The organism is Kaistella sp. (genome assembly GCF_041824135.1).
GTDB lineage: Bacteria > Bacteroidota > Bacteroidia > Flavobacteriales > Weeksellaceae > Kaistella.
Map to the genome: position 1 here is coordinate 1 of NZ_JBGZYM010000024.1, position 22,592 is coordinate 22,592.

Consider the following 22,592-nt stretch of genomic DNA (forward strand, 5'->3'; position numbering starts at 1 on the left):
AAATAATTATTTTTTAGCCAGAAATCATACCATTTCTGTTCTGTTTCCTGTGGCGTATATTTCTCTGAAATCTGCATATAATATATCTTTGGCTTAATAGGTGCAAAAATAGGGAAATAAAAAAAATTGACCTTACTAATAAAAAAATATTTAACTTTGTTTGTTAAATTCAATCAAATAATCAAATTTTTAAAAAATAAAAAGATGAAAAAAATCTTCGCAGGCCTATTTTTAGCCGGATCCTTTGCACTAGCCTCAGCACAAACTATTTCTTTTGACAAGACCGTTTACGAATATGGAAATGTTGCCGTTGGTGCAGATGGACATAGAGTTTTCGTTATTAAAAATACGGGAGACAAACCTCTTATTATTACACGGACTCAAGCATCTTGTGGTTGTACAACTCCAGAAGTTACCAAAGACCCAATTATGCCAGGAAAAACAGCTGAATTAAAAGTGGGTTACGATACGAAAATCGCAGGTCCTTTTACCAAAATCATCGAAGTATATTCTAATGATGCTGAAAACAGCAGGTCAGTGATTACCATTAAAGGTAATGTTACAGATTCTCCAGCAGTTGCGATAGCTCCACAAGCTACAGCTAAAGCAGAAACCACCATGATGAAAATGGAAAAAGCTGCACCTGCTGCAAAAGCAAAAAGAGCTGTTGCAAAATAAATGTAATTTGTTTTTACAGATAAAAATTTAAAATCATTTCATTATTGAAATGATTTTTTTTATTTTAGTACAAATATTAAAATTATGGATTTAGATTTTACAGATAATTTCATGGTAGAAGGAAAATTCTCTATGAAAGATTTTTCAACCGAATATGAAGGAAAATTATCCAAAGCCGATGGAAAAAAAATGTTGGCTAAAGAGCAGGAAAAACTTCGAGAACTTCAGGAGAGATTATACAGCGATGGCAGTAAATCGATACTAATTGTTCTACAAGCCATGGATGCTGCTGGAAAAGACTCCCTGATCAAGCATGTTTTCGGCGGTGTAAATCCGCAAGGTTGTACGGTCACCAGTTTCAAAACGCCAAACGATAAAGAATATGCTCACGATTTTCTCTGGAGACATTACCTGGCACTACCTGAAAAAGGAAAAATCGGAATTTTCAACAGAAGTCATTATGAAAGCGTTTTGGTCTGTAAAGTTCATCCCGAATATAATTTAAGCGAAAAGGTTTGGAAAGATGTCGATGATTTTGATAATGAATTCTGGGAAAACCGATATGAAAGTATTAGAAATTTTGAAAAGCACCTAGCTGAAAACGGAACTACGATTATTAAAATTTTTCTAAATGTTTCGCAGAAAGAACAGAAAGAAAGATTTCTGGACCGAATTAATGAAGAAGATAAAAACTGGAAATTCTCATCTGCTGACTTAGCTGAAAGAGCATTATGGCCAGATTATATGAATGCTTACGAAGAAGCAATTAATGAAACCTCAAAAGATTACGCACCTTGGTTCGTAATTCCGGCTGATAATAAATGGTTTACAAGAGTTGCGGCGATTCAAATTATCATTGATGCCATGGAAAAAATGGATTTAAAATATCCCGAACTTTCAGAAAAAGAAACCTTAGCATTGGAAGACGCGAAAAAAGAACTGGAGAGCGAATAGCAGGAAGAATACAAAAACATGAATGGTGAATGGCGAAAATAAAAAAAGCAGGAATTTAAATTCTGCTTTTTTATAAAAACCCACAAGAAAAACGATAAGCCGGATTCTGTAAATTGACCGAAGTCAAAACGCCTGTTATTTATCTACGTCTTACATTGCTGCAAAACTTTAGCTGATTACCCCTCGGTTTTTGGAACGAGCCGCTCCTATTTTCATTGCTGAAAAAATCCGATATACTTAACATTGCACCGCAAAGAGTTTACCTGGTTTCACTATAAATTAATATACATACTTTCTGTTGCACTTGTCCTGATCTCACGACCGACGGATGTTATCCGCTTTGCTGCCCTATGGTGTCCGGACTTTCCTATCCCAAACGAATTTGGAATCAACAGGCTGTTTTTCTTGTGGGCGACAAAGATACATAAAGTTGAAATGTACCGACTTTATTTTTTTGGAAAGAATTTTGCTATGACAAGAACTTGTCAATTTTTGATACATTTGAATTATGAACTATTACGAAACAATAATGTCCGTGCTCGATAAATGGTACACAGGTTTTGCAGAGGCGACTCCGCGACTAGCCGTTGGAATCTTGGTCTTTATCCTCTTTTTAACCATGAGTTCTTTTCTGAGTAGAGTTTCTGTGAAGATTTTTCACAAATTTTTCCCGAAAAGTAAAAACAAATCGATTGTTACTTTAATTAAAGTTTTCAAATTCCTCATTATCCTTTCAGGTGCCTTTATCTCCTTAGAAATAATGGGAATGGGCGGTTTTGTACTGAAATTTATTGGAAGTTTAGGAGTAGCCGGTGTGGTCGCTGGTGTTGCTCTAAAGGATTTGGTTTCGTCGATGTTCTCTGGAGCCTTAGTCGGTATCGATAAATCCTTTGGACCTGGAGATTATATTTCTATTAAAGACGTTACTGGCGTTGTTGAAAAAATTGGCTTTTTAACGACCAAGATTATTACCGATGAAGGAAAAAAAGTATTTGTGCCGAACCAATTAATTTTCAGTGCACCGTTTACTAACTATTCTTCCTCCGGACAACGGAAAGTTTTTTTAGAGCTACAGGTCGCCGCCAATCAGGATCTGGAGAAAACGACCCAGGTTATTTTAGATGAAGTTAGAAGTTTTGATTTCACTGATCATATTGACGATGCTCAGGTAATTATTTTGAAACAGTCATTTGGTATTTTCTATTTGCAAGCCCGTTTTTTTATGAAAAGTGGTGAAAATATTATGCAGGTTAAAAGTGATGCGTTGATCAAATTAAAAACAAAACTGGAAGAAGCCGGAATTGAACTGGCCACTCAAATGCAGATTGATACCAGCGTCAACTAATTCTTCAAAATTTCTTAAACGGTCAAATTCTATTTTATTACAAATAATTTCACGAATCAACTTTTAGTATATATTTGTATTGCACAAAAACTAAAATATCGGTGAAAAAAACTTTATTCTTTCTTCTTCTTTCCAGCCTTTGTTTTGGACAAAAATGGAGCATTTCATTTGCGGAAAGAGCTTCTTTAGTCAGTTTATATAATGCGACTTCCGGAGAAACCTGGAGTACAGTTTGGGATTTAGAAAAAGATCCAAAATACTGGTATGGCATTAAAATTAAAAATGGAAGTGTATCCGAAATTAATCTGCGAGGCAACGCTTTAAAAGGAAATTTCCCAGTTGCCGTTGCAGGTTTACCAAAACTTCAAAAACTGGATTTAAGTTCCAATCAGTTAACGGGTGAAGTTTCTACGGCTACTTCAGGCTTAAGCAATTTAGTTAGACTGGACTTAAGCAATAACCGATTTTCCGGTGATCCTACGGCAGCAATTTTACCACTTTCACAACTTCAAGAAATTTCGCTGGGAAACAACACCTTTGTTTTCGCAGATATAGAAACTTTTCTACAAAACTTTCCTCAATTGCAAGTTCTGGATTTAGCTCACATTGGATTAAATGCCATTCCACAAAAAATTTCAACTTTAACAAAACTTGAATTTCTGAACTTAAGTAATAATTCAATTACGCAAAATTTCAATCATCTTTCTACTTTAATAATTTTAAAAGAATTAAATCTTTCTGGAAATCAACTGACTAAGATCCCGACAGAAGTCGGAATGCTCGCGCAGCTTCGAACTCTTGACTTAAGCAACAATGTTATTTCACCCAATTTTACGGCACCTTTAGCACAATTGAAAAACTTAGAATGGTTGAATTTGTCTGCAAATCAAATGACCAATTTCCCGACACAACTTTCACAATTAACGGCGCTAATTCATTTGAAATTTTCAGATAATCAAATTTCTGGCGGGTTTGAAAGTTTAATCGGATTGCAAAATCTAGAACAGATTTATCTTGATAATAATTTAATTTTTGGGGCTTTCCCGAGTTCTATTTTACAGTTAAAAAAGCTACAGATGTTGTCCTTAAATGGAAATCAACTTTCAGGTGAAATTCCAGAAACGGTTCCGGCGCTCACTTTTATCGATAATAATCGGTTTTCAAAACAAGACCTTAAAAACTTTTTAGTCACAGAAAAATCCATGGCAGACTTCACTTATTCGCCACAAAGATACGATGAGCCAAAAACTGTTTTTGCAAGCTTAGGAAGTGCCGCGACTTTACCTCAAACCCTTTCGGGTGATGAATATCAATATACTTGGTTTAAAAATTTGGATCAGAAAACACCGGTTACGACAGAAAGTTTTTATATCAGCAATGTCGAAACGGAAGATTTTACAGATTATACTTGCGAAACTTATTCCTTTGAAGTTTTGCCAAAAGAATTGATGGAAGTTTCTTTGTTTCGCGAGCCAGTTACTTTAGCGCAAGGATTGGGAACCGCAGAAGTAAAGTCCGATTTGATTGTTTACCCAAACCCAGCCAAAGATTTCCTCCACATTAAAACATCAAAACTCGATATTGAAAAAGTATTCATTTTTGACTTAAGTGGAAAATTAATTATGACTGAAAATTCAAAAACAATTGACGTTAATCATTTGCCGTCTGCGACTTATATCATTTCTATTAAAACTTCGGAGGGTTTGAAAACCTTTAAATTCATTAAACAGTAATTGATTTTATTAATCATAAGTAATTATTTGAATAGCTTTCATCAATCACTTTAACTTGGGAACGGGTTTTAACTTCAGTACCTTTGAGTTTAAATAATTGCACTATGAACAATTCAAAAATTATCGGTTTAAACGAGACCGACTGTCAACAGATCTCAGAAAAATTAAATATCCTTTTGGCCGATTACTCTGTTTTTTATCAGAATACAAGAGGCGCTCACTGGAATATAAAAGGAGATAAGTTCTTCACGCTTCATCCTAAATTTGAAGAACTATACAATACTTTAGTTTTAAAAATAGATGAAATCGCAGAACGAATTCTCACTTTAGGTTCTACGCCGAATCATAATTATTCAGATTACTTGACACTCTCTACTATTAAAGAAAGTAAAGAAGTTTCTGACGCGAACAAAGCAGTTGAAAATATTTTGGCTTCCTTTAAAATTGTTATTGATCTACAGAGGGAAATTTTAGATATGACTGAAAAAGCTGGCGACGAAGGAACCAATTCGCAAATGAGCGATTATATCACCGAACAGGAAAAAGAAGTTTGGATGTACAATTCTTACTTAGGGAAATAAGCTTTAAATGCATACTCATTGAAAAAAATCGTCTTTTTAAAGGCGATTTTTGTTTTTGAATTTTTACATTTGTTTCTACATACAACAAACTATGATTGAAGTTCGTCTCAAGTCTATTCTCGATAATGATTTTTACAAGATCACCATGCAAAATGCGGTGATTAAACTTTTCCCGAATGAGAAAGTAAAATACCAGTTCATCAATCGGGGCAAACATCATTTCCCGCCTGGGTTCGCCGAAGAATTGAGAAGATCGATCAACGCAATGGCGGAACTGAAATTAACTAAAGATGAAAAAAAACACTTACGGGAAACCTGTCCGTATTTAGACCTTCCCTATTTGGATTTTCTGGGCGGTTATCATTACGACCCAACCGAAGTTAACATTATACAAACGGAAGAATCTCTGGAAGTTACCGTGGAAGGCGAATGGTATCGAACAATTTTATGGGAAGTTCCGATCCTGGCTCTGATTTCAGAATTGCATTACGAAATGAATCACATGGAGCGTAATTCCAATGAAGTGGTGATTCAAAAAACACTCGAGAAAGCCCAGCAATTAGATCTTCTGAATGTTACTTTTGCAGAATTTGGGACGCGCAGAAGACATTCTTATAAAGTTCACGATCTGGTCGTAGATTCTTTAGTTAAAAATAATCAAACAAAAAATTTCATCGGTAGTTCTAACGTTCACTTTGCAATGAAATATGGCGTAAAACCAATTGGTACGCATGCCCACGAATGGTTTATGTTTCACGCCGCCGAATACGGATTTAAAATGGCCAATGCGCTTTCGCTGGAACATTGGGTTGATGTGTACCGCGGAGATTTGGGAGTTGCGCTTTCTGACACTTATACGACGGAAGTTTTCTTTCAGCAGTTTGATAAAAAATTCGCAAAACTATTTGACGGCGTTCGTCATGACAGCGGCGATCCCATTGAATTTGCCAATAAAACCATTGATCATTACCAAAAAAATGGAATCAATCCTTTATTCAAATATATTATTTTTTCTGATGGTTTGAATTTAGAAAAAGTGGAAGAAATTACGAAAGCTTGCAAAGGACGGATCGGAATCTCGTTCGGAATCGGTACCAATCTAACAAACGATGTCGGTTTAAAACCAATGAATATCGTCATGAAATTAATTGGAGCACAATCTATTAACGGCGATTGGATTCCGACCGTAAAACTTTCCGACGAACATGGAAAATATACGGGCGACCCGAAAATGATTGAACTCGCAAAAGAATTTCTAAGAATCAAAGAATAATACTTTTAAGTAATAAGCTATTTGAATCAATCAAGTAGCTTTTGTTATGCTGTTTTTCAGGAGCTTAATCGCGCTCTCCGTTGCATCTTTTTCTTTTTGCCATCGCATTTGCCAACTAAAAAAGAAAAAGGATGCCACTGCGATCACGGCTAGAAATAGTGCATCTTGTCAAACAATTCACTTCGATCACAAGAATCCGTAATTCTTAATATCCTTTATAAAAGAACTTTTCCACAAAGCTGAAAAACCACATTATTCTTCCTATTTTTGAAACATGGATTTCACTTCTCTATTAATAGGATTACTTTTCGGCGGTATTATCGGTGCTGTTATTTTATACTTTATTGTAAAATCTTCTCATATTCCACGACAACAATTCGACGATTTAAATCAAAATTTTATCAGATCAAGTGCTGATCTAGAAAATTCGACCTTTAAAAATGACGAAATTATTGCACTCAATTCTAATCTAAAATCAGAAATCAAGAATTTGCAAACTGAAAAGCAAGATCTCCTTGTTCTTCAGTCACAACTCGCCGCCAAAAATGATAACCTTCAAATTCTTTTAGAAACTCAAAAAGAAGAAATCTCCAAAATGCAGGACTTGGCGAAAATTGAATTTCAAAATTTAGCCAATAAGATTTTAGAAGAGAAAACAGAGAAATTCACAACATTAAACCAAAATAATCTAAAAAACATTCTGGAACCTTTTCAGGAAAAAATTAATGAACTTAGAAATAAAGTGGGCGAAACCTATGACAAAGAATCAAAAGAAAGATTCTCTTTAGGTGAAAAAGTAAAGGAATTAGCACTACTTAATCAACAGATTTCCGAAGATGCTAAGCGATTAACCCGGGCGTTGAAAGGAGAAAGCAAGACTCAGGGAAATTGGGGCGAGATGATATTAGAAAGTATTCTTGAAAAATCGGGTTTAGTAAAAGGCCGAGAATATTTTTTGGAACATGAACTTCGGGACGAAGATAATAAAGCCCTATTTTCAGAATTCTCAGGAAAGAAAATGCGTCCGGATGCGGTTATAAAATATCCTGACGAAAGAAATGTAATCATCGATTCGAAAGTTTCTTTGACGGCATTTGTTGAACTGGTCGACGAAAACGACGGTGAATTGTATCAAATGAAACTCAACCAACATTTGGCTTCCGTAAAAAATCACATCAAACAATTAAGTGACAAAGCTTACGATGATTACGACAAATCTTTGGATTTTGTCATGATGTTTATTCCGAGTGAACCCGCTTATATTGCTGCGATGCAGGCAGATCCTAATTTATGGAACTTCGCGTACGATAAGCGAATATTACTATTGAATCCCAGTAATTTAATTACTTCATTAAAATTAGTCGCAGATCTGTGGAAACGCGAATACCAAAACAAAAATGCTACGGAAATTGCTGAACGCGGAGCAAAATTATATGACAAGTTTGTGGGATTTGTAGACAATCTAGAAAAACTGGGAAAGAATATCGACAACGCCAAAAATGTTTACAACGACGCTTTCAAGCAACTTTCCACTGGTAATGACAACCTGATCATTCAAACCAAAAAATTAAAATCTTTAGGAATTAAGAATAAAAAAAATCTCCCTCAAAGTTTAGAAGAATCAGCTGAAAACTTACTGGATTGAACAGCATAGGATAAATTCACCTCTTTAAAGTATAATATTTCGAACACTTTAATCAGATTCACCTTTTTACTACATTTGCAAAATGATTATTGAAAGCGCTCAAAACGAAAAAATAAAATACATCACCCGACTGATCACGGACAATCGCTTCAGAAAAAAGGAAGACATTTTCGTTGTAGAAGGAAAGCAGGAAAATAAAAGAGCTTTGAAATTTGGTTTTGAGGCACAGGAGTTTTATATCGCAGAAAGTATTTTTAATGATCCTTTACCTAAAGGAAAAATTCATTTAGTGACCGATAAAATCTATGATAAAATTGCATATCGCGGTTCATCAGAAGGAATTATTGGAATCTACAAAACGAAAAATTTCGATTTGAAAGATTTTAAACCTAAAGAAAACTCTTCCATAATCATTGTAGAAAGTATTGAGAAGCCAGGAAATCTTGGTGCAATACTAAGAAGTTGTGAAGCTTTCGGAATTGATGCACTCATTGTAACCGATCCGAAAGTTGATTTTTACAATCCCAATGTCATCCGATCCAGTGTTGGATGTCTGTTCGGAATGAATATTTTTTCATCCAGTAATGAAGAAACATTTAAATATTTAAAAGAAAATGATTATCAGATCTATACCACGATTATGGATCAGGACTTTGAAAATATCCAGACTCGGAATTTAAAAGAAAAAAGTGCGATACTTTTTGGGACAGAACATTCGGGACTGACTGATTTCTGGATTGGAAAAGGTAAGAATACGATCATTCCAATGTCGGGCAGTATCGACTCGTTAAATTTAAGTAATGCAGTTGCGATATGCGGTTACGAAATTTTAAGACAGAAAATGGAATAAAAAAAAACCGCTTCTCAAAGAGAAACGGTTAATTTGTACTAGTAGTTACTAATTATTTAGTAGCATCTGTAGCAGCATCAGCAGCATCTTTAGCAGCATCAGCAGCACCTTCAACTGCATCAACAGTTGCGTCAGTAGCAGCAGCACCTGCAGGAGTTACAGTAGCAGCAGAATCAATAACTGCAGCAGCAGAATCAATTACCATTGCAGCAGAATCCATTGCCATTGTGTCAGCAGAATCGTTAGCACCAGCAGTTTCTACAGTTTCAGTTTTGTTACAAGCTACAAGAGCTAAAGCAGCGATAGCAGCTACGAATAATGACTTTTTCATAATAAATTAAATTTAATTGTTTTGTTGTATTAAAGTTTGGGTGTTCTCATTCATCATTTTGAACAGGACAAAGATATAGCGAGAAATAAATTTGTATTGGAAAATTAATTGTAATATCTTTGTAAAATCGTTTTACAAAATTACATTACTGACAATCAATAAATTACATAAAATTAGCAATTGAGCGATTTAGATTTATTACACTTCGAACAGCTAAAAAATGAGGTTCAAACTCAATATTTAGACAATCACACTCCTTCCTTTGATGATATATCAAAATGGAAAGGCATAGATATCATCTATTTTCAAGAAGATTTAAGAAAAATAGCAAAAGGAAACATCAGCGAGAAATCTTTTTATACTTATTTTAAAAATTCCCCGGTCACTAAATTACCCCGCATCGACATGTTGAATATTCTCAGCATTTACGCGGGTTACATCTCGTGGTATGACTTTAAGAAGAACCATCTTTTCGCAGACGAAATCTTGAAAGATCTGGAAAATGAGGACGAAAATCTTGAGACAGAACTTGAAAAAGCGCTTGAAATTGCAGAAAATAAAGAGCAGGAACCTAAAAAAGAAGAAACGGCCGTTGTTGTGGTTCAAAAACCAATAGAATCAACTGACGAAAGTTCTGATTTACAAATATCAGCTACTGACAATCAACCTATTAATAAAAAAAGCGACACCTTTACTACTTACGACACTTCTGAACAAAAATCAACTTTCTCTCTTGTAAAAAAATATATTTGGTTAGGCATTTCGGGGATCTTAGCAATTTTGGTCGGACTTCTCGGTTTCAAAGATGAACTCTTCAGTAAAAAATTCTATTATAGTTTTATTGATGCTGACCGTAATTCAAGAATTAATGCTGAATTGCAAGTTCAAATTTTAAAGGAAAACGAATCTCCAATTTTATACAGTGCTAAACCCAACGAAGCATTTGTATATACTACCAAATCAAAAGATTTAATAATGGTGGTTTCTTCACCGTATTACAGAACAGATACGATTAGAAGGAATCTTGAAAGCGCACCGGAAGCGGAAACCATCGAGTTAAAACCTAATGATTATGCGATCATGCTTTTCTATTACTCCAAATCAATAAAAGATTTAAAAAGAAAAAGGGAATCTTTAAATTATCTAATTAGTGATAATGCCTTGATCTATCAGGTTTATGATAATGAAACCTATGGCGTTGAAACCATGGATAAGCAACGATACATCAATTTAGTGACTCTACCCTCAACGTCTCTTGAAAACCTGGAAGTAATCGACACTAAAAATGATAACTCTAATAAAATAATCATGATTAAATTTAAAATTGCCACCGATGAAAAGCAAAAATAAAACAGTTCTTCTACTGATAGGTTTACTTTTAATTACTTTTTCCTGTAATAAAGAAAATACGCAAAAATCTGATTTAGAAATTGTTAGAAATAACAATAATATAAAATCCTATCCTGTTACAAAAATGGATAGCGTTCAAGCGATCACCTCTATTACCAAGCAAAAAATCCAGGAACTCCTCGACTTGTCAACGTTATATACCGCTGGAAATCGCGACACAGAAATCGATTCTGTCATTTATGCTCAGATGCAAAGTTATTTTGTAGATCAAGATTCTAATAAATTGGGACCACTTCTACTGCAACTGGATAGCTTAAAGGTTCAAACTGCAAAAGTGGGCAACATCTCTGTTACCAAAGAGATCAGAGGAAATGACACGTTAGATCTCGCGAAGTTTTATGTGGAATACTTTGATTTCAAAAATCGCTTAATTGGTTCTTTTGAGAAAAATGCTCAATATGTCTTGACGCCTTCTCCTGTTAAATTCGTAAAAGAATTCAAGTTTTATTTCGTTGATTTTGATCCGGCACCTAAGAGAGACAGTACTTCTGTTGGTGTTACCAAGTAATTTAAAGGAACATCGAACTCTGAGATATCTTCCACTTTTTCATGAGGTGGAAAAAAACTCACTCCTACTTTGATAGCATTTGGATTAATTTCTGAAAAAAAACGGTCATAAAATCCTTTTCCATAACCTACTCTATTCCCAAATTGGTCAGCATATAATAGTGGCGTAATGATACAATCAAAATCTTTTACTCCGCAATCTTCGTTTCCTGCGGGTTCTTTGATTCCCCAAGCGCTTTCTATCAAAGGAGTTCCTTTTGTAATTTCAAGGGAAATTAATTTTCCTTTTACAATCTTTGGTACGAAAACTAGGATTTCATTTTCGAAAAAGTTATTTAAAAATGAAGAAGTATCGACTTCACCCTTCTCTGGAATCGATAGAAAACAATGAACTTTCTGATTTTTCTTTAAATCAAACGCAGAAATAAAATTTTCGAAAATCTGTTGAGATAAAGACTGAACTTCAGTTTCTGTTAAAGATTCTTTCTTTTCTAAATATTGTTTTCTAAGTTCAGATTTTTTCATTTTCAAAAGTATTAAAAAAAATTGCGTCTCCAGGAAACGCAATTTACAATTTGATATTTAAATTTCTTTAACCGTAATAATTTTTACCGGACATGCTTTTGCAGCTTTATCGCAAGCATCAAATGCTTCATGATTTGGAATTTTCAAAGTATAGAATCCTTTTTTATTTTCTGTCCTTAATAAAACCGATTTTCCGTCTTTCCTGGACATGCGGAAATACTCCGGTGCAAATTCTGCGCAGTAATTACAGCCGATGCATTTTTCCCGCTGAAGCGTTATGATGAGCATTTTGAGTTTTTGAGTTTTTGAGTTTTGAATTTTTGAATTTTGTATAAAAAAAATCGATTTTTCAAATACTTCTTACTTCCGACTTCATCCTTTTTGCTACTAATTTGCAGCAACGATTTTATACAACTTATCCGAAGGTCTCACTTTGAATTCTGTTTTAAAAGTAACGACATCAGATTTTGAAGCTTTTTCTGAATCTGGTTTTTCATCGACTCTCATTGATTCTAAAACCATTTCTTGCGAACCTGTTGTTGGACCTTGAATTAAAACTTTATCGCCAACTGTTAAATCGTAGGCTTCAATTAAAAATTCTGCGATATTTGATTTAGGATAAAAATGTCTTCCTTTCCCAATATATACTTTCTTCTGTGTTGCGGCAGAACCATTGTCAGAAGACCATTCTCCCAATTCTTGTCCAAGATAATAACCGCCCCAAAAACCTCTATTATAAACGGTTTCTAATTGCTTCATCCATTCTGCAACTTTTTCCTCGTTATAAGTTCCGTCAGCAATTGAGTCAATAGCTTCCCGATAACATTTGGTTACGGTTGCAACATATTCCGGTGCTCTACCACGTCCTTCAATTTTCAGAACGCTAACTCCGGCATCAATGATTTGATCTAGAAAACTGATCGTACATAAATCTTTCGGAGACATCATGTATTCGTTATCCAATTCGATTTCAAAACCTGTTTCCTGATCGATTACCGTATATTTTTTACGGCAGTTCTGTTTACAGGCTCCACGGTTTGCAGAAGAATTCGCAGAATGTAAACTCAAATAACATTTCCCGGAAACTGCCATACATAGTGCGCCATGTCCGAAAATTTCAACTTCAACTAAATTTCCAGAAGGACCTTTTACTTGTTCTTTAACAATCTGATCACAGATCTTCTTAATTTGCGACATGCTCAATTCACGGCTCATCACCATGGTAGCGGCGAAAAGAGCGTAGAATTTCACGGTCTCAATATTGGTGATATTGATTTGAGTGGAAATATGAACTTCCATTCCGATTTGTCGGGCATAGGAAATTACTGCCTGATCCATTGCAATTACTGCCGTTAGATTGGCTGCTTTTGATTTATCTAAAAGCATTTTGATTAAAGATAAATCGTGATCGTAAATAATCGTATTTAAAGTAAGATACGTTCTAACGCCTTTCTCTGAACATCTTCTGTAAATTTCGGGTAAATCATCTAATGTGAAATTCATGGAAGCCCGCGCTCTCATGTTCAACTGTTCTACACCGAAATAAATTGAATCTGCACCATTATCGATTGCTGCCTGCATAGAAGTGAAATCACCGGCTGGCGACATTAATTCTATTTTTCCTGATCTCGTCATTATCCTAAAATTTTATATAATTTATCAGATAAACGAATTCTAAACGGAATTTCGAAAGTGACTTGATCTCCATCTTTTGCAGTTTCGCAAGGATTTCCATTTGCAAAAAGTTCAGTAACTGTTAATTTCTGCTCTCCAGTTGTTGGACCTGAAATCAATATTTCATCACCAATTGAAAGTTCATTATTCTGAATTAAAAACTGAGCGATTTTTGATTTTGTATAATAATGTTCTGCCTTTCCTACCAATATTTTCTTGATGGCTATTTTCTGACGGATATTTTTTGCTCCTACTTTTGCTAAAGGTTTCTTTGGTAAATCTCCGGAGTTTTTAAATTTCAAAGCATCTGATTTCCCTTTTCTGAAAACTTTATTTCCAACCTGAATTCCTCTTCTTAATTTTATTTGTTCTGCTAACGGCAAATGGATGATATCTAAACATTCTGTAGAACAGCAATTTTCCATCGCGGCTTTACAGTCATCACATTGGATAAACAATAAATGACAACCATCATTCGCACAATTCGTATGATTGTCGCAAGGTTTACCACATTGATGACATTGTGAAACAATATCATCTGTAATTCTTTCTCCTAAACGGTGATCAAATACAAAGTTCTTCCCAATGAATTTACTTTCAATATTTTCTTCTTTGATCTGACGGGTATATTCGATAATTCCGCCTTCCAACTGATACACATTTTTAAAACCCTGATGTTTAAAATAAGCACTGGCTTTTTCGCAACGGATTCCTCCTGTACAATACATGAGCAGGTTTTTATCTTCTTTAAAATCCTGTAACTGTTCGTTGATGATTGGTAAACTTTCTCTAAAAGTCTCTACATCAGGCGTAATCGCACCTTCGAAATGACCGACTTCACTTTCGTAATGATTTCTAAAATCAACTACAATCGTATTCGGATCTTCGAGTAAATTGTTAAATTCCTTCGCTTTTAAGTGGATCCCTTTATTGGTAACATCAAAAGTTTCATCATTTAAACCATCCGCAACAATTTTATGTCGAACTTTTATGGTTAGTTTTAAGAAAGAATGATCGTCATGCTCAATCGCTACATTGAGTCGGATGCCTTTCATAAAATCATAAACTTCCAGCGTATCACGGAAAGCATCGATGTTTTCGGCAGGAATACTCATTTGAGCATTAATTCCTTCATGAGCGACATAAATACGGCCAAGCGCATCGAGTGCGTTCCAGGCTATAAATAATTCGTCGCGAAATTGTTTGGGATCTGAGATTTTGGCATACGCATAGAAAGACAAAGTAAGACGTTGCTTACCGGCTTCATCAATAAGTTGAGCTCTTTCTTCTGCGCTTAAGGTGTTATACAGTTGCATGCTATAAACGGTTTAAGTGAGATTTTAATGGTGCAAAGGTAAACATTTATGATAAATTGAAAAACCTTCAACGCAGTTAGATTATCTCCGCTGATAGAAAGTAGTTTTTATAATACTTTACACAAAATAAAAAGCCAACTTATAAAAAGTTGGCTCTAATACTATTCGACAGAAATTATTCATGTAATTAAACAATATCTACATATCTCCGCCATGATTATCAAGTTGTCCTTCCCATTTCGAAACTGCAGAAGTTGCTAAAGCATTTCCTAAAACATTAGTCATACTTCTTCCCATATCGCAGAAATGGTCAATTGGTAAAATCAGTGCAATTCCTTCCGGCGGAATTCCGAACATGGTACAGGTTGCTACAATGATTACTAAACTTGCTCGTGGAACGCCGGCAATTCCTTTGGAAGTTAGCATTAAAACTAAAAGCATAATTACCTGTTGTCCTAAAGTCATATCGATTCCGTAAATCTGGGCGATAAAAATGGCTGCAAAGGTCATGTACATCATACTTCCGTCGAGATTAAAGGAATAACCTAAAGGTAAAATAAATGATACAATTCGATTATTGCATCCGAATCTTTCCAATTCTTCTACCAATTTCGGGAATACGGCTTCTGAACTGGTCGTTGAAAATGCGATTAATAATGGTTCCTTTATTCTTCGTAATAGTTCGAATAAACGCTTTCCTAAAATCATGTAACCGACGATACAAAGCACCAACCACAAGATGGCTAGGGCAAAGAAGAAATCACGTAGGTAGATTGCATATACTTTGAAAATTTCAAAACCATTGGTGGCAACTACCGCAGCAATTGCTCCTAATACGCCAAGTGGCGCGAACCACATGATGTAACCAACCATTTTAAGAATCGCGTGCGCACAAATATCTAAAGCTCTAACAATTGGCTTGGTGTATTCTTCGCCCATGTTCGCTAACGCAACACCGAACATAATGGAGAATACAACGATTTGTAGTACCTCATTGGTAGCGAAGGCTTCGAATAAACTTTTCGGAATAATATGTTTTACAAATTGTTCTAGTGAAAGTCCTTGGCTGTTTGCAACCATATCTCCAGCAGCATCAGCGGCAGGTTTCGGCAGTTGCATTACACGACCTGGCTCTAACCAGTTCACAAAAACCAACCCAATCATTAATGAAACTAATGAAGCGGTAATAAACCAAAGCATCGCTTTTGTTCCCACTCTACCTATCATTTTCATATCGCTCATTTTGGCAATTCCCACGACCAAAGTGGTAAATACCAAAGGAGCAATGATCATCTGTACCAATCTGATAAAAACGGTTCCTAATAGTTTAATGTTTTTTGCAAATCCTTCAGAATTTTCAGGATATTGTGTATGAACGACTCCACCCATTATAACGCCTATTATCAGCGCTACTATTATGAAGATGAATAGTTTGTTTTGACCTTTCATTTAAATTTTTTATTATAAGATTTACAAATATATGTTTTTTTGTTAAAAATTGGTTAAAATTTCCATTTCAGGCGAGATATTGTCTAACTCCTACTTTAAATTTTAATTTAGTCGCTGATACTTTGGACAAGCGATTGCAGTGAAAATTCTTTTTTTTTTGCGATGGAAAAGGATGGAAAAAAAAATTGTAACGGAAAGCGCGGTCTCGTCGTAAATTACTGCTTGCGACAGCAAGTATTAATTTATGACGAGATGGCCCATAAAAAAACCCCTGAACAATCAGAGGTTTAGTATTTTGAAATCGTTAAAACTATGCCTGCAAATATCTTGCATAAGCATAACCTTCCTGACCTTCGGAATTTTTCACTTTCCACCAATCATCAGAAGTTTGCTCAACTAAAGTTACCGAAGCTCCTTTCGCAGCCTTACCTACGACTGCAGCTTCCGTAGAAGGCTCTTGTCTAAGATTTAGGTTAGAAGACTCAGTAGCTACCATTAAAGAAGCTCCTGCAGCCAGACCTGCTACCTGAACATCTACATTAATATCTGAAGCTGAATAAGTAGAATCGATTGCTCCCAGCGCGTTCCAAACGGCATCTTTCGCTGCGCTTGAACTGGTACTACCTGAAACATAAAGAATTCCGTCTTGCTCCGAAACTTGAAGATTGGAAACTCCAGCAGACTGTGCTGCAGAAATTACACTTGCGTATTTATCTTGTAATGCACTCATTTGTAGTTATTTTACAGTATAATTATAGTTTACTTTTCCAGCTTTTAAAGCGTCAACTGACATTTTAACTTTTCTAGCTTGCTCAGGAGACACATTTCCGGTGAGGGTCAATTCGCCGTTTACGACTTCAACTTTTACAGATGGGAAATCTTTTACAGCATCAGAAACTTTTTGCTGAACCATAGGATCTACAGCCGAAACTGTTTCTACTACTACAGGTGCTTCAATTGTTGACATATCCATCACGTCTTTTACTCCTGGAATCGCTTTTAAAGAAGCAATCATCGCATCTTTTGATTGTTGGTCGGCGAAAGTACCGCTTAAGTGTGCAGTTCCATCTTTTACCTCTACAGAAGCAGTAGGATTTGAAGTAACTACGGTAGTTGCCTGCGTTTGTAAATCTGCATCAGAAACTTTCTTTTTACAAGAGATTGATCCGAAAGATACAGCAAGCGCCAAAGCAGCCATTGCAAATGTTTTTTTCATAATTGATTTTTTGAATGTTAATATTATGCTCAAATTTAATAATAAATTTTGTGCCTTTTCCTTAAGAAATTATAAATTTTTCATAAATTTATAAGGATAAAGGGTTCAATTATTATTGAATTCTTCAGTTAGTAAATCAAATATAGCGATTTCAAAATTAAGTTTATTGGGTGTATTTCTGAATAGTTCGGAAGGTTAAATTGATTCTTGGACTGAATATTTTCTTCGTCGGCGGTAAACGATGCAGCCAAAAAGTTTGCGTTTGATCTTTCATTATCAGTAAACTGCCATTCTGTAAAACCAGGTCTACTTTTTCTTTTGAAGTTTTATGTTTAAAAGAAAATTTTCTCTCTGCACCAAAACTCAAGGAGGCGATAGCTCCATTTTTCTTTAGATCTTTTTCGCCGTCACTGTGATAGGCCATGCCTTCACTTCCATCGTGGTAAAGGTTGAGCAGACAGGAATTAAAAAGTTCTCCAGTTTTTTCTTCAACCTCTTTTTTTAATTCTAATAATTCTTTGGTCCACGGCAATGCTTTCTTGGTTGTCTTAGAATAAGTGTATTCGAAATCTTCGGAGCCATACCACGCTACCTTTCTTTTGGTCAAAATTTTCTTCCCAAAAATAATCGCTTCATCGTTCTTCCAATCAATTGTTTCTAAAAGCTTTTGGTAAAACTGATTTGCCTGTTCGTGATTAAAAATTTGACCGTAATAATTGACTGTCCCATCTTGGGGAAGCAAATTGGTTTCAGGATTTGGTATATTTTCAAATAATTCCATCTGTGACTTTTTCTCACACAAATTTCTATAAATTATTTCATAAATTCGTTCAAAATAATTTACATGAAAAAATACTTTCAGTTGTTCTTTACTTTATGCTTTGTTTTTGCACTCGCTCAAACTAAGCCAGACCAAAATTTTGTAAAAGAACATTATACTAAAAAAGAAGTTTATATCCCAATGCGAGACGGTGTAAGACTCTTTACATCTGTTTATACTCCGAAAGATATTTCTAAATCTCAGAAATATCCGTTCTTAATGCAAAGAACTTGTTATAGCGTTGCTCCTTATGGTGAAACGGATTACAAATCGTCATTAGGTCCGAATCAATATTTGATGAAAGATCAATATATTTTCGTGTATCAGGATGTTCGCGGGAGATATATGAGTGAAGGAACCTTTACGAACATGACTCCTCAAGTCGTACACAAAACCAAAAAAGATGTGGATGAAAGTACTGACACCTATGACACCATCGATTGGTTACTAAAAAACGTTGCTAACAATAATGGAAAAGTTGGTCAATACGGAACTTCTTATCCAGGATTTTATACGGCAGCCGGAACGCTCTCAGAACATCCCGCGTTGGTAGCGTCATCTCCACAGGCACCAATTTCCGATTTTTGGAATGATGATTTTCTACACAATGGAAAATTCATGCTGGGTTATTTCAGAACATTTCCGGTCTTTGGAATTCAGAAAACAAAACCAGAAAATAAAGCCTGGTATATGGACACATTTGTAAAGCAAACTTCTGAAGACGGATTGAAGTTTTACCGAGACATGGGAACTTTGAAAGATGGTTACGAAAAATATTACAAAGATAATTTCTTCATGACCGAAATTATGAATCATCCGAATTACGATGAATTTTGGCAGCAAAGAAGTCTGCTTCCCCATTTGAAAAATATCAACCATGCCGTGATGACCGTTGGTGGTTGGTTTGACTCTGAAGATCTATCCGGACCTTTAAATATTTACAAAACCATTGAAAAGACCAGTCCAAAAGCGAAGAATACAATTGTAATGGGTCCGTTTTCTCATGGTGCGTGGTCTAGAGAACCTGGGAAGCAATTCCACAATGATATTTATTTTGGGGACAGTATTTCTACTTATTATCAAACTAAATTGGAAACTCCTTTCTTTAAACATTATTTAAAAGGAAATTCTAAAGTTGACGCTGGTTTACCTGAAGCAACCATGTTTGACACCGGAAAAATGGAGTGGAAAGAATTTGCCAGTTATCCTCCTAAAAACACTAAAAAAGTCAATTTCTATCTTGCTGATGGAACCTTCAAAAATAGTCCTTCCAACACTAATTCTGAATACTTCAGTGATCCAAGCAATCCGGTTACAAGCTCAGAAAATTTAAAAGATTTCAATGGTTTTACACCGAGAAATTATATGAGCGAAGATCAACGTTTTGCTGTGGGAAGACCAGATGTCTTAACTTTTACGACCGACATTCTGACGGAAGATCTGACTTTAGCTGGCGAGATCTTAGCAAAACTCAATATCTCTTCAACGTCAAATGATGCTGACTTTGCAGTAAAGCTAATTGATGTTTATCCGCAAGATTTTGTACCAAAAGAGAAAAAGGAAGGTGTAATTTATGGAAACTATCATCAAATGGTCCGAAGTGAAATTATGCCGGCAAGATTTCGAAATTCAAAAGAAAAAGCAGAAGCATTAGTTCCTAATCAAAAAACTGAGGTTGATGTAAAATTGCAGGATGTTCTTCACACGTTTAAGAAAGGGCACAAAATCCAGATTCAGATCTCGAGTACTTGGTTTCCGTTGTTTGCTGTGAATCCTCAGAAGTTTTTGGAGAATCCAAATTTTGCCAGTAAGGAAGATTACACAAAAGCGTTTATTAAGATATTTGGCGACAGCTTCTTAGAAGTTAATGTTCTACAATAAAACCGGAACAATCAGACCATAAAAAAAACCAAAACTGTGTTAAATAGTTTTGGTTTTTTATTTTTAAGTTTCAATACCTAAATGAATTTACAAAAGTAAAAATACCTCATCTATAAAAACTTACTTACAAATTGTTTGTACAAAGTTTTTATAATGAATTCATCAGATCATCTGTAATCTCCATGTTGTGATATACGTTCTGCACATCATCATCATCTTCAAAACGTTCCAGCATTTTCATATTAATTTTGAACTGCTCTTCAGTAACTTCTTTTATGTTATTGGGTATTCTTTCCAATTCAGCACTTTTAGCTTCTAAACCCAACTCTTCCAGTTTATGAGAAAGGGCTCCGAAATCTTCGAAAGCTGTCGTTATCATCACTTCTTCATCGTCACTCTCAACATCTTCGGCACCGCCATCGATCATTTCCATTTCAAAATCATCCCAATCCAACTTTATAAGTGATTTATCTATTGAGAAAATACCTTTCCTATCGAAGATAAAAGCTAACTCGCCATTCTTTCCTAAATTTCCGTCAAACTTATTAAAGATTGCACGAACGTTCGCTACTGTTCTTGTCGGGTTATTCGTCGTACAGTCCACGAAAAAAGCCACACCGCCTTGTCCATAACCTTCATAGGTAATCTCCTCATAGTTCTCTGCATCATTCCCGCTTGCTTTCTTGATGGCTCTTTCTACATTGTCTTTGGGCATATTCGCCCCCTTTGCATTTAAGATACACCTTCTCAGGGCTGGATTAGCATCAGGATCGGGACCACCTGCTTTCACTGCAAGTGCAATATCTTTCCCTATTTTGGAAAAAGCTTTAGCCATTTTATCCCACCGAGCCATTTTTGAGGCCTTTCTATATTCGAATGCGCGTCCCATACTATTTCATTTTTAATGACTACAAAAATACAAATTAGTTTACAAAAAAACACCCTCGAAATCGAGGGTGTTCATTTATTTAGAAAAATAATTTAATTATTTTCTTTTCTTCTTAGCTGGAGTAACTACATCACTCTTTTTGTAAGTTGCCCATTCAGTTGCATCTTCGATTGCTTTTACAACAACTTTTCTGTCTTGTTGTCTTTCGTCGTTAGAAGCATTTTCAGGAACTACAGCTTTAGCTTCACCAACACCAATTGATTTAAGTGAAGTTGCATCAACACCTCTTGCATCTAGTGCAGATACTACAGAAGCAGCTCTTCTTCTTGAAAGGTCTAAGTTATAAGCTTCAGCTCCTTTTTTATCAGTTTGACCTTCTAGTAAGTAATTACCTCCGTCAGCTTTGATAATATTTGCAGCAGCATCTAATCTTGCGCTAGATTCAGCTTTGATTGTAGCTCTATCGAAATCGAAATAGATATTTTTCAATTCTCCTTCTACTTCAGTAGCAGTAACAGATTTAGGTTTTGGACAACCATTGTATTGTGCTAAACCGAAAACTGTAGGACAAGCGTCATCTTTATCTAAGATTCCGTCTCCGTCAGTATCTGGCCAAGGACAACCATTGTTTTCCGCTGGACCTGCAACATCTGGACAAGCATCGTCTTTGTCAACAACACCATCTCCGTCAGTATCTGGCCAAGGACAACCGTTGTTTTCAACTGGACCTGCAACATCTGGACATTGGTCATCTATATCTGGAATTCCGTCTCCGTCAGTATCTGGACAACCTTGGAATTCAGCTAAACCTGGAGTATCTGGACATCTGTCATCTTTATCTAAGATTCCGTCTTTATCTCTATCTGTGTTACCAAATCTAAATAATAAAGAGGCAGAAGCTTGCCAAAAGTTAGCAGCCGTAGAATTATCTGTTGGTGTAGACACATAATCACCCTGAACACCTAAACCGAAGTTTTTAGTAAGCCAGAAGTTTGAACCTAATCCTGTTGAAACAGCAAAATGATCAGCTCCAATGTTATCTCCATCTCCGTTAACAGCATTCATTTGACCTGAATAATCATGTCTCAAATAGTTAGCACCAGCTCTTAAGTAAGGATCAAACCAAGAATCTTCATTCCAAAGACCGTTGAATTTAAATTGAAGACCTAAACCAGTCATAAGGAAAAATTCTTTCCCCATTCCGATTCTTTTGTTGTCAACATTACCTACAGAAGTTTGCCAGTCAAGAACTAAATATTTATTTAAGTTTCTTGCAACTGTTAATTTTGATAATGGAGGTGTAATTGTAAAATTGTTCATATTGTACAACTCACCTTGATCACCACCACCGAAAGCTGTAGAGAATACATCTCCAGCATTTCCTCCAGCCGCAGCATGGTTTACTCCGTGAGCACCAACTCCGATTAACCACGGATTACTGGTAGTCTGAGCGAAAACAGTAGAGGCAACAGTTAGTGCCAATGCTGAAATTCCTAATTTTAGATTTTTCATAGA

The 22,592-nt window shown here is 35.4% G+C and carries 22 protein-coding genes and 1 other RNA gene; 11 read left to right on the forward strand and 12 right to left on the reverse strand.

Features of this window, described 5'->3' with window-relative positions; all coding sequences use genetic code 11:
* The first annotated feature begins 204 nt into the window (after window positions 1-204).
* Together ACEYOS_RS02440 and ACEYOS_RS02445 are read left to right on the forward strand one after the other, a co-directional pair.
* Window positions 205-678: a DUF1573 domain-containing protein gene (locus ACEYOS_RS02440; protein ID WP_373709407.1), complete on the forward strand. Its 474-nt coding sequence runs from the start codon at window positions 205-207 to the stop codon at window positions 676-678.
* Between the two features lie 84 nt (window positions 679-762).
* A complete protein-coding gene (locus ACEYOS_RS02445; RefSeq protein ID WP_373709406.1) occupies window positions 763-1,632 on the forward strand; it encodes a polyphosphate kinase 2 family protein in 870 nt (289 codons plus the stop codon).
* Between the two features lie 79 nt (window positions 1,633-1,711).
* Here ACEYOS_RS02445 and rnpB read toward each other — a convergent pair.
* Window positions 1,712-2,040: RNase P RNA component class A (gene rnpB, locus ACEYOS_RS02450), an RNA gene on the reverse strand.
* 100 nt (window positions 2,041-2,140) lie between these two features.
* On the opposite strand from rnpB, the gene ACEYOS_RS02455 reads away from it, so the two are divergent.
* From ACEYOS_RS02455 to ACEYOS_RS02480, 6 genes are all read left to right on the forward strand, one after another.
* Entirely contained in the window at window positions 2,141-2,977 is an 837-nt protein-coding gene (locus tag ACEYOS_RS02455; RefSeq protein WP_373708246.1) for a mechanosensitive ion channel family protein, read from the forward strand.
* 101 nt (window positions 2,978-3,078) lie between these two features.
* Window positions 3,079-4,710, forward strand: a complete 1,632-nt coding sequence (locus ACEYOS_RS02460) for a leucine-rich repeat domain-containing protein (RefSeq protein ID WP_373708245.1) — start codon at window positions 3,079-3,081, stop codon at window positions 4,708-4,710.
* Between the two features lie 104 nt (window positions 4,711-4,814).
* Window positions 4,815-5,291 carry a Dps family protein gene (locus ACEYOS_RS02465; protein ID WP_373708244.1) on the forward strand — a complete coding sequence of 159 codons (477 nt, stop codon included), beginning with the start codon at window positions 4,815-4,817 and terminating at the stop codon, window positions 5,289-5,291.
* A 91-nt stretch (window positions 5,292-5,382) separates the two neighbouring features.
* Window positions 5,383-6,564 (forward strand): nicotinate phosphoribosyltransferase, encoded by a 1,182-nt coding sequence (pncB, locus tag ACEYOS_RS02470; RefSeq protein WP_373708243.1) that lies wholly within the window; start codon window positions 5,383-5,385, stop codon window positions 6,562-6,564.
* A 274-nt stretch (window positions 6,565-6,838) separates the two neighbouring features.
* The gene (gene rmuC / locus ACEYOS_RS02475) at window positions 6,839-8,209 is read left to right on the forward strand and encodes a DNA recombination protein RmuC (protein WP_373708242.1); all 1,371 of its coding nucleotides are present in this window, start codon (window positions 6,839-6,841) and stop codon (window positions 8,207-8,209) included.
* Between the two features lie 82 nt (window positions 8,210-8,291).
* Window positions 8,292-9,059 carry a TrmH family RNA methyltransferase gene (locus ACEYOS_RS02480; RefSeq protein ID WP_373708241.1) on the forward strand — a complete coding sequence of 256 codons (768 nt, stop codon included), beginning with the start codon at window positions 8,292-8,294 and terminating at the stop codon, window positions 9,057-9,059.
* Window positions 9,060-9,111: 52 nt separating this feature from the next.
* Here the strand turns inward: ACEYOS_RS02480 and ACEYOS_RS02485 are convergent, their stop codons facing one another.
* Entirely contained in the window at window positions 9,112-9,390 is a 279-nt protein-coding gene (locus ACEYOS_RS02485) for a hypothetical protein (RefSeq protein WP_373708240.1), read from the reverse strand.
* Between the two features lie 180 nt (window positions 9,391-9,570).
* On the opposite strand from ACEYOS_RS02485, the gene ACEYOS_RS02490 reads away from it, so the two are divergent.
* Together ACEYOS_RS02490 and ACEYOS_RS02495 are read left to right on the forward strand one after the other, a co-directional pair.
* Complete coding sequence (locus tag ACEYOS_RS02490; protein ID WP_373708691.1) at window positions 9,571-10,740, forward strand: hypothetical protein; 1,170 nt, start codon at window positions 9,571-9,573, stop codon at window positions 10,738-10,740.
* On the forward strand, window positions 10,724-11,308 hold the full coding sequence (locus ACEYOS_RS02495) for a hypothetical protein (protein ID WP_373708692.1): 585 nt from the start codon (window positions 10,724-10,726) through the stop codon (window positions 11,306-11,308). The genes ACEYOS_RS02490 and ACEYOS_RS02495 overlap by 17 nt, the downstream gene beginning before the upstream one ends.
* Here ACEYOS_RS02495 and ACEYOS_RS02500 read toward each other — a convergent pair.
* The 8 genes from ACEYOS_RS02500 to ACEYOS_RS02535 all read right to left on the reverse strand — a co-directional run bounded on the left by ACEYOS_RS02500 (window position 11,245) and on the right by ACEYOS_RS02535 (window position 18,268).
* Window positions 11,245-11,832, reverse strand: a complete 588-nt coding sequence (locus ACEYOS_RS02500) for a 5-formyltetrahydrofolate cyclo-ligase (RefSeq protein WP_373708693.1) — start codon at window positions 11,830-11,832, stop codon at window positions 11,245-11,247. The genes ACEYOS_RS02495 and ACEYOS_RS02500 overlap by 64 nt on opposite strands.
* 57 nt (window positions 11,833-11,889) lie before the next feature.
* On the reverse strand, window positions 11,890-12,120 hold the full coding sequence (locus tag ACEYOS_RS02505) for a ferredoxin (RefSeq protein ID WP_373708694.1): 231 nt from the start codon (window positions 12,118-12,120) through the stop codon (window positions 11,890-11,892).
* Window positions 12,121-12,219: 99 nt separating this feature from the next.
* Entirely contained in the window at window positions 12,220-13,467 is a 1,248-nt protein-coding gene (locus tag ACEYOS_RS02510; RefSeq protein WP_373708695.1) for a peptidase U32 family protein, read from the reverse strand.
* Complete coding sequence (locus ACEYOS_RS02515) at window positions 13,467-14,822, reverse strand: rhodanese-related sulfurtransferase (protein WP_373708696.1); 1,356 nt, start codon at window positions 14,820-14,822, stop codon at window positions 13,467-13,469. The genes ACEYOS_RS02510 and ACEYOS_RS02515 overlap by 1 nt, the downstream gene beginning before the upstream one ends.
* A gap of 198 nt (window positions 14,823-15,020) precedes the next feature.
* Entirely contained in the window at window positions 15,021-16,271 is a 1,251-nt protein-coding gene (locus ACEYOS_RS02520) for a dicarboxylate/amino acid:cation symporter (RefSeq protein ID WP_373708697.1), read from the reverse strand.
* 310 nt (window positions 16,272-16,581) lie between these two features.
* Window positions 16,582-17,001, reverse strand: a complete 420-nt coding sequence (locus tag ACEYOS_RS02525) for an SH3 domain-containing protein (protein WP_373708698.1) — start codon at window positions 16,999-17,001, stop codon at window positions 16,582-16,584.
* A gap of 6 nt (window positions 17,002-17,007) precedes the next feature.
* On the reverse strand, window positions 17,008-17,487 hold the full coding sequence (locus tag ACEYOS_RS02530; protein WP_373708699.1) for a BON domain-containing protein: 480 nt from the start codon (window positions 17,485-17,487) through the stop codon (window positions 17,008-17,010).
* 163 nt (window positions 17,488-17,650) lie between these two features.
* On the reverse strand, window positions 17,651-18,268 hold the full coding sequence (locus ACEYOS_RS02535) for an alpha-ketoglutarate-dependent dioxygenase AlkB (protein WP_373708700.1): 618 nt from the start codon (window positions 18,266-18,268) through the stop codon (window positions 17,651-17,653).
* Between the two features lie 63 nt (window positions 18,269-18,331).
* Between ACEYOS_RS02535 and ACEYOS_RS02540 the strand changes: the two genes are divergently transcribed.
* Entirely contained in the window at window positions 18,332-20,188 is a 1,857-nt protein-coding gene (locus ACEYOS_RS02540) for a CocE/NonD family hydrolase (protein WP_373708701.1), read from the forward strand.
* A gap of 148 nt (window positions 20,189-20,336) precedes the next feature.
* Here ACEYOS_RS02540 and ACEYOS_RS02545 read toward each other — a convergent pair whose 3' ends face one another.
* Both ACEYOS_RS02545 and ACEYOS_RS02550 read right to left on the reverse strand, forming a co-directional pair.
* Window positions 20,337-21,077 (reverse strand): YebC/PmpR family DNA-binding transcriptional regulator, encoded by a 741-nt coding sequence (locus tag ACEYOS_RS02545; protein WP_373708702.1) that lies wholly within the window; start codon window positions 21,075-21,077, stop codon window positions 20,337-20,339.
* A 96-nt stretch (window positions 21,078-21,173) separates the two neighbouring features.
* Window positions 21,174-22,589 carry an OmpA family protein gene (locus ACEYOS_RS02550; protein WP_373781718.1) on the reverse strand — a complete coding sequence of 472 codons (1,416 nt, stop codon included), beginning with the start codon at window positions 22,587-22,589 and terminating at the stop codon, window positions 21,174-21,176.
* Between the last annotated feature and the right edge of the window lie 3 nt (window positions 22,590-22,592).